Consider the following 12,197-nt stretch of genomic DNA (forward strand, 5'->3'; position numbering starts at 1 on the left):
TTTGACGTACGCCGTGCTGGGGGAACATCAGCGGACCCGGACTCGATGGGCGGGCTACGGTGTCGCCATACAGTATGTTTATACAGTGAGCATGGCTTTTTATACAGCACGTTCGGGTGGCCTTCAATCCATGCCGGACTCAGTGGGGAGAAAAGCCCGCGGCAAGGCTTGAGAAGCGATGTGCTGTCCCCATATAGAGGCACTGACACTTTCAGTCGGCAGCAATGGCCTGGCCTTGCTGCCTCTCAAGGCAACTCATGGCCTGTCTGTCAGCCAGTGCGCGTGATGCTTCGCGACAAGCTCAGCAGGCCACGAATCAGGGCAATGGCGCATAGACGCCGGCCCGCAGGAGATCAGCATGGCTCAGGACCCGCAGACCCCGATGGATGAAGAGCTTCAGCGTGCCGCTCGCGATGCCGAGCCGCAGCCGGAAACGCCGGAAGGTGAAGTGATCGACAACGTACTGGATGCCGACGATACCGGCGCCGAAGGCTCTCTGGTGGACAACCCGGAAGCCGAGATGCTGGCCGCCCAGGTCGAAGAGCTTGAGCAGGCCGTCAAGGAAGCCAAGGACCAGGCGCTGCGTGCGGCTGCCGATGCGCAGAACGCGCGCCGTCGTGCCGAGCAGGACGCCGAGAAGGCGCGCAAGTTCGCGCTGGAGAAGTTCGTCAAGGAAATGCTGCCGGTGGTGGATTCCCTCGAGAAGGCACTGGAATCCATGTCGGGTGACGAAGCGGCCAAGACCCACGTCGAAGGCATCGAGATGACCTTGAAAATGCAGCTGGATGCCCTGAACAAGTCAGGCGTCGAGCAGCTGGATCCGCACGGCGAGCCCTTCGATCCGGAATACCATCAGGCTGTCGCCATGGTGCCGTCCCCGGACGCGGAGCCGAACAGCGTCATCGACGTGATGCAGAAGGGTTACACCCTCAATGGCCGCCTGGTGCGTCCGGCGATGGTGGCAGTCAGCAAGGCCTCCTGAGGCCTGCGCGCTCCCGACGTCCGATAGGCGTTGGATCGCGCCCTGTGGGGGCTCAGGGCGATCCGGCCCGGGAAAATTTGCCCGGCCGGGTCTTGAAACCCTGACACGCGACCCCATCTAGAGAAACAAGTTCAGGCACCGACACAAGGTGCCGACATCCAGACTTATCTTTCAGGCTAGCAACAGATTCGAGGTATACGATTATGGGACGCATCATCGGTATTGACTTGGGTACTACCAACTCCTGTGTGGCAGTGCTCGACGGCGAGAAAACCAAGGTCATCGAAAACGCTGAAGGCGGTCGCACCACACCGTCCATCATCGCTTACACCGACGACAACGAGATTCTGGTCGGCCAGTCGGCCAAGCGTCAGGCAGTGACCAACCCGGAGAACACTCTCTTCGCGGTCAAGCGCCTGATCGGTCGCAAGTTCAAGGATGATGTGGTTCAGAAAGACATCAAGATGGTGCCGTACAAGATTGTCGAAGCCGACAACGGCGACGCCTGGGTGCAGGTGAAAGACAAGAAGATGGCACCGCCGCAGATCAGTGCGGAAATCCTCAAAAAGATGAAGAAGACCGCGGAAGACTACCTCGGTGAAGAAGTCACCGAAGCCGTCATCACCGTGCCGGCCTACTTCAACGATTCCCAGCGTCAGGCGACCAAGGACGCCGGCCGCATCGCGGGTCTCGACGTCAAGCGCATCATCAACGAGCCGACTGCCGCAGCCCTCGCCTACGGCATGGACAAGTCTCGTGGTGACAAGACCATCGCGGTCTATGACCTGGGCGGCGGTACCTTCGATATCTCCATCATCGAAGTCGCCGACGTCGACGGTGAGACCCAGTTCGAAGTGCTCGCCACCAACGGCGACACCTTCCTGGGTGGTGAAGATTTCGACATGCACCTGATCAACTACCTGGTTGACCAGTTCAAGGCAGACAGCGGTATCGATCTGTCCGGCGACAACCTCGCCATGCAGCGTCTGAAGGAAGCCGCCGAGAAGGCCAAGATCGAGCTGTCCAGCGCTCAGCAGACCGACGTGAACCTGCCGTACATCACGGCTGACAACACCGGTCCGAAGCACCTGAACGTCAAGGTGACCCGTTCCAAGCTCGAGTCTCTGGTCGACGACCTGGTCGCACGCTCCCTGAAGCCGTGCCAGACCGCACTGTCCGACGCCGGCCTGTCCGCCTCCGAGATCGACGACGTCATCCTGGTCGGTGGTCAGACCCGCATGCCGCTGGTGCAGTCCAAGGTGGCCGAGTTCTTCGGCAAGGAAGCTCGCAAGGACGTCAACCCGGATGAAGCGGTCGCCGTCGGCGCCGGTATCCAGGGCGGCGTGCTGGGCGGCGACGTCAAGGACGTGCTGCTGCTGGACGTGACCCCGCTGACCCTCGGTATCGAGACCATGGGTGGCGTGCTGACGCCGCTGATCGAGAAGAACACCACCATCCCGACCAAGAAGTCCCAGGTGTTCTCCACCGCAGACGACAACCAGAGCGCGGTGACCATCCACGTCCTGCAGGGTGAGCGCAAGCAGGCCGCGCAGAACAAGTCTCTGGGTCGTTTCGACCTGGCCGACATTCCGCCGGCACCGCGCGGTGTGCCGCAGATCGAAGTCGCCTTCGACCTGGATGCCAACGGTATCCTGAACGTGTCCGCCAAGGACAAGGCGACCGGCAAGGAACAGTCCATCGTCATCAAGTCTTCCGGCGGCCTGTCCGACGACGAGATCGAACAGATGGTGCGTGACGCGGAAGCCAACGCCGACGAAGACAAGAAGTTCGAGGAAATGGTCCAGCTGCGCAATCAGGCCGACGGCATGATTCACGCGACCAAGAAGACCCTGACCGAAGCCGGTGACAAGGCCGAAGCCAGCGAGAAGGAAGCCATCGAGACGGCGATCTCCGAGCTGGAAGAAGCCCTGAAAGGCGACGACAAGGATGCGATCCAGGCCAAGCTGGATGCACTGACCGAAGCGTCCGGCAACCTGGCGCAGAAGCTCTACGCCGAGCAGGGCGCCCAGGGTGAGCAGGCTGCCGAAGGTCAGGCTGGCAAGAAGCAGGACGACGACGTGGTTGACGCCGAGTACGAGGAAGTCAACGACGACAAGAAGTCCTGAGGGATTTCTTGAACGACGTCTGATGACAGCGCGGGAGCCTTGTGAAGGTGTCCCGCGTTGTCGTTTGCATCGGTGGCGCCCTGCGCTAGCCGCGAGCCACCGGTGACAACCGGCATTCCAGAACAGACCGGCAGCCTCAGGCTGCCAGCAATCCAGGCGGACCTGATCCATGTCCAAGCGTGATTATTACGAAGTGCTTGGTGTCGAGCGTGGCGCCGACACCAAGGACATCAAGAAGGCGTACCGACGCCTGGCCCAGAAGCATCACCCGGACCGCAACCCGGATGATGAAACTTCGGCCGAGAAGTTCCGTGAAGTCTCTGAGGCCTACGAAGTGCTGTCCGATGCTGACAAGCGCGCCGCCTATGACCAGTTCGGTCATGCCGGTGTCGATGGTCAGGGCGGCGGTGGCTTCGGTGGCGGCGGCTTTGGCGGTGGTGGTGCCGGCGGCTTCGGCGATGTGTTCGGCGATGTCTTCGGTGACATCTTCGGTGGCGGCGGTGGTCGTCGCAATCCGAACGCTCCGCAGCGCGGCAGCGACCTGCGTTACAACCTGGATCTCGATCTGGAATCGGCGGTTGCCGGTACCACGGTCGATATCCGCGTGCCGCGTCTGGCGGCCTGTGGCCACTGCGATGGCGATGGTGCCGAGCCGGGTTCCAGCAAGGAAACCTGCCCGACCTGCAATGGCATGGGCAAGGTGCGCATGCAGCAGGGCTTCTTTGCGGTCGAGCAGGCATGTCCGACCTGCCACGGTCGTGGCGAGAAGATCAGCGTGCCGTGCCGCAAGTGTCACGGCGAAGGCCGCGTCCAGGAATCCAAGACCCTCTCGGTCAAGATTCCGCCGGGCGTCGACACCGGCGATCGCATCCGCCTGAACGGCGAAGGCGAGGGCGGTGTCAACGGCGGGCCGTCAGGTGATCTGTATGTGCAGGTCAACCTGCGCGAGCACGAGATCTTCAAGCGCGATGGTCGTCACCTGCAGTGTGAAGTGCCGATCAGCTTCGTCGATGCGGCGCTGGGCGGTGAGCTCAACGTGCCGACCCTCGACGGGCGTGTCGTGCTGAAGATTCCGGCCGAGACCCAGACCGGCAAGCTGTTCCGTCTGCGCGGCAAGGGCGTCAAGCCGGTGCGCGGCGGTCCCGCCGGGGACCTGCTGTGCAAGGTGGTCATCGAGACCCCGGTCAGCCTGAATGAAGAGCAGAAGGAGCTGCTGCGTCAGTTCCAGCAGAGCCTTGGTGATACCGGCAAGAGCCATTCACCGAAGGAGAACAGCTTCTTCGATGGCGTGAAGAAGTTCTTCGAAGACATGAAGCCCTAGGCATTCGCCTTGCCGTCTGCGGGCCAGCCCCGTGGATGGCCTTCATGCCAGAGAGCCCCGCACTCGACTTGTCGAGTGCGGGGCTCTCGCGTTTCAGGCTCGGTGGCTCAGCCAGTCAATTCAGGCCAGTTGCTCTGTCCAGCAATTCAGCCCAGTAACACAGCCCGGGGGCATGGCTATTCAGGCGCTGATTCAGCCGTGAAGGCCTCGGGCTCGATGACGGCAAAGCAGCTCAGCAGCGTGGTCTGGAAGCTGCTGAAGTTGTCATCCGAGATCATCAGGAAGCGATTGCCTTCCAGATGCGTCAGCCCTTCGAAGTTGTCCAGCGACCAGCCATCGCCGCTCGACAGGCGTGCCAGGGTGCGCACCTCGGCCTGGGTGCCGGGCTCACCGAGATGCGCGCGGCGCAGGCTGATCACCAGCGGGAAGGGCGGCGAGAAGGCGCGCTCCAGCATCAGCATGTCACCGTCGGGCAGCATCTCCATCGCGGTCAGGCTCGAGCCGGTGTCGCTGGCCAGCGGGTAGCTCCACTCGTGCTTGTCGTCGAGGCTGAAGATGCGCGTCATGCCCTCGCTCATGCCTTCCGGCGTGGCTTCCAGTCCGGCGAGCATGCCGTATTCCGGGTGCAGGGTCAGGGCTTCCATGCCGTTGTTGGGCGCCGCGCCACGCGCGCCCATCGGGGTGAAGGGCTCGCTGACGGCCAGGCCGCTGGGCAGGAAGTGTTCGACGCGTGGCTGCTGCTCGAAGCTGATCACCAGGCGGGAGTCGCCGCGGCGGTCATTGTTCGCGCGCAGCAGCTGCAGGCCCTCGGCATCACTGAGGGCGCCGCGCAGCGAGACATCGGTCTCGTCGCGCAGGGTGTAGGTGTTGAGCGCCTTGGCCCCGACCAGCTCACCGTGACGGAAGGCGAGCCGCAGGCGGTGCAGCCAGCCGCGGTCCGACACGGCATACAGCAGTGACTCGTCCTGGTCCCAGCCGATGTCCGACAGGCCCCCGACGGGGGTCTCATCCAGCCATTTGCCCGGCAGCCTGAGCGTGCCGCACCACTGGATTTCCGGGAACTCGCTCTTCTGTTCCGGCGATGCCAGCGTGTAGGGGCGCGGGTGAACGCCGCAGGCGCTCAACAGGCTGGCGAGCACCGTGGTGACAGCGAGGGTCTGGAGCATGCGCCAGCGGCGCGAGGTGGGGGATTGGCGTGCAGGCATGCTGACTCCGGAGACTGAGCGGTGATGAGAAAAATGACGATCAACAGGAGACAACCTGGTACGAGGCTACTCTAGCGCGTAACCGGCACAAATACATGACGTCAGCCAACGCTGCAGGCGGCTGATATACTCGTGGCACAGCATAGGTGGCACGCTCGGGGCATGCTCGCGGGCTGTCACCCTCAAGACCCACAACAGGCAGGAGTCAGCATGACCCGTATCGCAATCATGGGCGTCGCCGGACGCATGGGACGCACGTTGGTCGAGGCCGTCGGCGCAGTGGAAGGTCTGACGCTGGCGGCGGGCATCGTCGAATCCGGCAGCTCCCTGGCGGGCGTCGACATCGGTGAGCTGGCCGGTCAGGGCCGTCTGGGCGTGGTCGCCAGCGACAGTCTGGCTGCCGTGGTGGATGACTTCGATGTGGTGATCGACTTCACCGCACCGCAGGTGACGCTGGCCAATCTGGCGCTGTGCGCCGAGCACGGCAAGCGCATGGTGATCGGCACGACCGGTTTCACGCCGACGCAGCTCGAGCAGCTGGATGGCTACCGTGACTGCGTGCCCTTCGTGTTCGCGGCCAACATGAGTTCCGGCGTCAACCTGACCCTCAAGCTGCTGGAAACCGCCGCGCGTGCCCTCGGCGATGCCGGCTATGACATCGAGATCATCGAGGCGCACCACCGCCACAAGGTCGATGCTCCCTCCGGTACGGCGCTGGCGATGGGCGAAGCCGTGGCGCATTCCATCGGGCGTGATCTCGCCACCCACGGTGTCTTCGCGCGTGAAGGTCAATGCGGCCCGCGTACCGACAAGGAAATCGGCTTCGCCACCGTGCGTGCCGGTGACATCGTCGGTGAGCACACCGTGATGTTCGCCACCGAAGGCGAGCGCATCGAGATCACCCACAAGGCGTCGAGCCGCATGACCTTCGCCAAGGGCGCGGCACGCGCGGCCGAATGGCTGTCAGGGCGCGAAGTCGGCCGCTATGACATGCAGGATGTGCTGGGGCTCAAGTGAGCGAAGTAGAGAGCAAAGTGGGGAGCGGAATGGAGAGCCAAGCGCTGAGATGACAGTCTGGCGGCATTCAGGAGAATTTCTTGAAAGCTGTCTCGGTGGGCAGGATGCGGCGCACGCGTGAGCCATTCTGGCCGCCTTGCGCCGCTGGACTGCCTCGCTTTACAAGCGCTGTGCAGTGTCCCGACTCGGCCAAGGGTTTCGTCAAGCTGACCGCGGCGACGAAACGACCGTATCGTGGGCCTTGTCGCCTGCTGGCGGGGCATGCGCGGGGTGGTCAGCACTCAAGGATTCCGGTAATCTCTACCCAATTTGGCCACGTTCTTGGCCGCCCTATTGGTTGCCGTTTTGGCAGCGCTCGGGCCAGCAGCATTCCGAAGAATGATAACAAGCGGGATGAAACCTGATTTTTCGGTTTCGTCCCGCTTTTTTGCAACCTGAATTTGCCGCTTCTGGCGCGCGTCTGTCCAGTGACAGGCACCTGGCAGAAGTCGGCAGCGGGACACAGGCTCGGCGAATGCCGAGCACGATAATCAAGCAGCATGTCCGGTGTTCGACCGCGGATTCCGGGCAGGAAAGTGGACACTATGGGGAGGACGTTGCGTTGATCAAACCCGCGATACTGGCCTTGGAAGACGGCAGTGTATTTCACGGCAGCGCCATCGGTGCTGATGGGCAGACCAGCGGCGAGGTAGTGTTCAACACTGCCATGACCGGCTACCAGGAAATCCTGACCGATCCCTCCTACACCCGACAGATCGTCACTCTGACGTATCCGCACATCGGCAATACCGGCATCAACGACGAGGACACCGAGTCCGACAGCGTCGCAGCCGCCGGCCTGGTCATCCGCGACCTCCCGCTGCTGGCCAGCAACTTCCGCTCCACTCGCTCCCTCGATCAGTACCTGCGCGACGAGAATGTCGTCGGCATCGCTGATATCGACACGCGTCGCCTGACGCGCATCCTGCGCGAGAAGGGCTCCCTGAACGGTGCCATCCTCGCCGGTGAAGATGCCCGGGGTGATGATGCCGTCGAACGCGCGCTGGAAGCGGCCCGCGCCTTCCCGGGTCTGAAGGGCATGGACCTGGCCAAGGAAGCCTCCTGCAGCGAGCAGTTCGAGTGGCACGAAGGCGAATGGACACTGGGCGAAGGCTACGCCGATACCCGTGAGTCCGAGCGTCCCTTCCACGTGGTCGCCTACGACTACGGCGTCAAGCACAACATCCTGCGCATGCTGGCCTCCCGCGGTTGCCGCCTGACCGTCGTGCCGGCGCAGACGCCTGCCGCCGAGGTGCTGGCGCTCAACCCGGATGGCGTCTTCCTGTCCAACGGCCCGGGCGACCCCGAGCCCTGCGACTACGCCATCACCGCGATTCGTGAAGTGCTCGAGACCGACACGCCGGTCTTCGGCATCTGCCTGGGTCACCAGCTGCTGGCGCTGGCCTCCGGCGCGACTACGGTCAAGATGGGCCACGGTCACCATGGTGCCAACCACCCGGTGCAGGACCTCGACAGCGGTGTGGTGATGATCACCAGCCAGAACCACGGCTTCGCAGTGGATGAAGCGGGCATGCCGAGCAGCCTGCGCGCGACCCACAAGTCGCTGTTTGACGGTAGCCTGCAGGGCATCGAGCGCACCGACCGCCCGGCCTTCAGCTTCCAGGGTCACCCGGAAGCCAGTCCCGGCCCGCAGGACGTCGCCCCGCTGTTCGATCGTTTCATCGAGATGATGCGCGCGCGACGCTGAGCCGAGCGCAGGCCCGAGGGCCTGATCCATCGTTGAGTTCAGTCACCAGATCATTGCGGGAAGAGACATGCCGAAACGTACAGACCTAAACAGCATCCTGATCATCGGCGCCGGCCCCATCGTCATCGGCCAGGCGTGCGAGTTCGACTATTCCGGCGCACAGGCCTGCAAGGCCCTGCGTGAAGAGGGTTACCGGGTCATCCTGGTCAACTCCAACCCGGCAACCATCATGACCGACCCGGTGATGGCCGATGCGACCTACATCGAGCCGATCACCTGGGAAACCGTGGCGCGCATCATCGAGAAGGAGCGCCCGGACGCCATCCTGCCGACCATGGGCGGCCAGACCGCACTGAACTGTGCGCTGGCGCTGGAGCGCGAAGGCGTGCTCGAGCAGTACGGTGTCGAGATGATCGGTGCCAACGCCGACACCATCGACAAGGCCGAAGACCGTGATCGCTTCGACAAGGCGATGAAGAAGATCGGTCTGGCGTGCCCGAAGGCCAAGGTCGCGCACTCCATGGAAGAAGCCTGGGAAATCCAGGCCGAGCTGGGCTTCCCGTCCATCATCCGTCCCAGCTTCACCATGGGCGGTTCCGGCGGCGGCGTGGCGTACAACCGTGAAGAATTCGAAGAGATCTGCCATCGCGGCTTCGAGCTGTCGCCGACCCGCGAGCTGTTGATCGACGAATCGCTGCTGGGCTGGAAGGAATACGAGATGGAGGTCGTTCGTGACAAGAACGACAACTGCATCATCGTCTGCGCCATCGAGAACTTCGACCCGATGGGCGTGCACACCGGCGACTCCATCACCGTCGCCCCGGCCCAGACCCTGACCGACAAGGAATACCAGCTGATGCGTGATGCATCGCTGGCCGTTCTGCGTGAGATCGGCGTCGAGACCGGCGGTTCCAACGTCCAGTTCGGCATCTGCCCGGACACTGGCCGCATGGTCGTGATCGAGATGAACCCGCGCGTGTCGCGTTCCTCGGCACTGGCCTCCAAGGCCACCGGCTTCCCGATCGCCAAGATCGCCGCCAAGCTGGCTGTCGGCTACACCCTGGACGAGCTGCAGAACGACATCACCGGCGGCAAGACGCCGGCGTCCTTCGAGCCGTCCATCGATTACGTCGTCACCAAGATTCCGCGCTTCACCTTCGAGAAGTTCCCGCAGGCCAACGACCGCCTGACCACGCAGATGAAGTCGGTCGGCGAAGTCATGGCCATCGGCCGCACCTTCCAGGAATCCCTGCAGAAGGCGCTGCGTGGCATGGAGACCGGCGTTGACGGTCTCGACCCGATCGTCGAGAACTTCAGCGATGAGAACATGGCGCGCATCAAAGGTGAGCTGCAGGCCGCCGGTGCCGAGCGTATCTTCTACATCGCCGATGCCATGCGTGCCGGCCTCGATATCGAAGAGATCTTCCGCCTCACCAACATCGATCGCTGGTACCTGGTGCAGCTGGCCGACCTGATCGCTCAGGAAGGCGCAGTGGCTGCAAGCTCGCTGGGCGAGATGGACGCTGATCGTCTGTTCCGTCTCAAGCGCAAGGGCTTCAGCGATGCGCGCCTGGCGCGTCTGATGGGCGTGTCCGAGAAGGCCTTCCGCAAGCACCGTCAGAAGCAGGGCATCCGTCCGGTCTACAAGCGCGTCGACACCTGTGCCGCCGAATTCGCGTCCGACACCGCCTACATGTACTCCACCTATGAGGAAGAGTGCGAGGCGGAAGTCAGCGACAAGAAGAAGATCATGGTGCTGGGTGGCGGTCCGAACCGTATCGGTCAGGGCATCGAGTTCGACTACTGCTGTGTCCACGCCTCCCTCGCCATGCGCGCGGACGGCTACGAGACCATCATGGTCAACTGCAACCCGGAAACCGTGTCCACCGACTACGACACTTCCGATCGCCTCTACTTCGAGCCTGTCACCCTGGAAGACGTGCTGGAGATCGCCGACAAGGAACAGCCGGTCGGTGTCATCGTCCAGTTCGGTGGCCAGACGCCGCTGAAGCTGGCGCGTGAGCTCGAAGCCGCCGGTGTGCCGATCATCGGTACCACGCCGGACGCCATCGACCGCGCCGAAGACCGTGAGCGTTTCCAGCAGATGATCGAGAAGCTCGGTCTGATCCAGCCGGAAAACGCCACCGCGCGCAGCTTCGAGGAAGCCTTCGTCAAGGCCGAGGTCATCGGTTACCCGCTGGTGGTGCGCCCGAGCTACGTGCTGGGCGGCCGCGCGATGGAAATCGTCTACTCCGCCGCCGAGCTCGAGAACTACATGACCCACGCGGTCAAGGTCTCCAATGACTCGCCGGTGCTGCTGGACCACTTCCTGAACGCTGCCATCGAGGTCGACATCGACGCGGTGTCCGACGGCAAGCAGGTCGTGATCGGCGCCATCATGCAGCACATCGAGCAGGCCGGTATCCACTCCGGTGACTCCGCGTGCGCCCTGCCGCCGTACTCGCTGCCGGCAGACGTCCAGGAAGAGATGCGCGAGCAGGTCAAGCGCATGGCGCTGGAGCTCAACGTCGTCGGTCTGATGAACGTGCAGCTGGCCTGGCAGGATGGTGTGATCTACGTCATCGAGGTCAACCCGCGCGCTTCACGTACCGTGCCGTTCGTCTCCAAGTGCATCGGCCAGTCGCTGGCGCAGATCGCTGCACGCTGCATGGCCGGCCAGACCCTGGAAGAGATCGGTTTCACCCAGGAAATCGTGCCGACCTTCTACAGTGTGAAGGAAGCGGTGCTGCCGTTCGCCAAGTTCCCGGGGGTCGACCCGATCCTGTCGCCGGAAATGAAGTCCACCGGCGAAGTGATGGGCTCCGGCGATACCTTCGCGGAAGCCTTCTACAAGGCGCAGCTGGGTGCCGGTGAAGCCATCCCGACCCTGACTGGCGATCGCAAGGCCTTCCTGTCCGTGCGTGAGTTCGACAAGGCGGGCGTTATCGAGGTGGCCCGCTCTCTGGTAACATTAGGCTTTACGCTTTGTGCTACCCGTGGCACGGCAGAGGTGATCGCCGCTGCCGGCCTCGAGGTTGAACCCGTCAACAAGGTGTTCGAAGGGCGGCCGCATATCGTCGACATGATCAAGAACGGCGAGATCGCCTATATCGTCAACACCACAGAGGGACGTCAGGCCATCAATGACTCGTCCGTGATCCGTCGCACGGCGCTGGCGCACAAGGTGCCCTACGCCACGACGCTGGCGGGTGCCAATGCCGTGTGCATGGCGCTTGCCTACGGCAACGACGTCAAGGTCCGTCGTCTCCAGGATATGCATGCAGGAGTCATGATATGAGTAGAAGTCCGATGACCGTCGAAGGCGAAGACCGCCTTCGCAAGGAGCTCGAGCACCTAAAGGGCACTGAGCGTCCCCGGGTCATCGCTGACATCGCGGAAGCCCGTGAGCACGGCGATCTCAAGGAGAATGCCGAGTACCACGCCGCGCGTGAACAGCAGGGTTTCATCGAGGGTCGTATCCAGGAGATCGAGTCCAAGCTCTCCATGTCCCAGGTGATCGACGTCACCAAGTTGCCGAAGACCGGCAAGGTGATCTTCGGCACCACGGTCGACCTGATGAACCTCGATGACGATAGCGAAGTGCGCTACCGCATCGTTGGCGAAGATGAAGCCAGCATCAAGGACGGCAAGATCTCCGTCACCTCTCCGATCGCGCGTGCGCTGATCGGCAAGGAAGAAGGGGATGTCGTGGTCGTGCGTACCCCGGGTGGCGATGTGGAGTATGAAATCTCCGAAGTGCATCACATCTGAAGCACGTCACATCTGAAGTACGTTACAT

8 protein-coding genes are annotated in these 12,197 nt (G+C 62.9%); 7 read left to right on the forward strand and 1 reads right to left on the reverse strand.

Annotated elements, in window-relative coordinates:
• Positions 1–358: 358 nt before the first annotated feature.
• The 3 genes from grpE (at position 359) to dnaJ (ending at position 4,429) form a co-directional block, all read left to right on the forward strand.
• Entirely contained in the window at positions 359–982 is a 624-nt protein-coding gene (gene grpE / locus MSG32_RS14545) for a nucleotide exchange factor GrpE (RefSeq protein WP_043333357.1), read from the forward strand.
• Positions 983–1,185: 203 nt separating this feature from the next.
• Positions 1,186–3,108: a molecular chaperone DnaK gene (gene dnaK, locus MSG32_RS14550; protein WP_248380421.1), complete on the forward strand. Its 1,923-nt coding sequence runs from the start codon at positions 1,186–1,188 to the stop codon at positions 3,106–3,108.
• A gap of 169 nt (positions 3,109–3,277) precedes the next feature.
• The gene (gene dnaJ / locus MSG32_RS14555; protein ID WP_043333362.1) at positions 3,278–4,429 is read left to right on the forward strand and encodes a molecular chaperone DnaJ; all 1,152 of its coding nucleotides are present in this window, start codon (positions 3,278–3,280) and stop codon (positions 4,427–4,429) included.
• A gap of 176 nt (positions 4,430–4,605) precedes the next feature.
• On the opposite strand, the gene MSG32_RS14560 is transcribed toward dnaJ, so the two are convergent.
• Positions 4,606–5,634, reverse strand: coding sequence for an esterase-like activity of phytase family protein (locus MSG32_RS14560; protein WP_248380423.1), 1,029 nt, complete (start codon positions 5,632–5,634; stop codon positions 4,606–4,608).
• Positions 5,635–5,844: 210 nt separating this feature from the next.
• On the opposite strand from MSG32_RS14560, the gene dapB reads away from it, so the two are divergent.
• The 4 genes from dapB (at position 5,845) to greA (ending at position 12,169) form a co-directional block, all read left to right on the forward strand.
• A complete protein-coding gene (dapB, locus tag MSG32_RS14565; RefSeq protein ID WP_248380425.1) occupies positions 5,845–6,651 on the forward strand; it encodes a 4-hydroxy-tetrahydrodipicolinate reductase in 807 nt (268 codons plus the stop codon).
• Positions 6,652–7,252: 601 nt separating this feature from the next.
• Positions 7,253–8,398, forward strand: a complete 1,146-nt coding sequence (carA, locus tag MSG32_RS14570) for a glutamine-hydrolyzing carbamoyl-phosphate synthase small subunit (protein ID WP_248380436.1) — start codon at positions 7,253–7,255, stop codon at positions 8,396–8,398.
• A gap of 67 nt (positions 8,399–8,465) precedes the next feature.
• Complete coding sequence (carB, locus tag MSG32_RS14575; RefSeq protein WP_107335696.1) at positions 8,466–11,696, forward strand: carbamoyl-phosphate synthase large subunit; 3,231 nt, start codon at positions 8,466–8,468, stop codon at positions 11,694–11,696.
• The gene (greA, locus tag MSG32_RS14580) at positions 11,693–12,169 is read left to right on the forward strand and encodes a transcription elongation factor GreA (protein ID WP_043333374.1); all 477 of its coding nucleotides are present in this window, start codon (positions 11,693–11,695) and stop codon (positions 12,167–12,169) included. The genes carB and greA overlap by 4 nt, the downstream gene beginning before the upstream one ends.
• Positions 12,170–12,197 lie beyond the last annotated feature (28 nt).

The organism is Cobetia sp. 1CM21F (assembly GCF_023161745.1).
Lineage (GTDB): Bacteria > Pseudomonadota > Gammaproteobacteria > Pseudomonadales > Halomonadaceae > Cobetia > Cobetia amphilecti.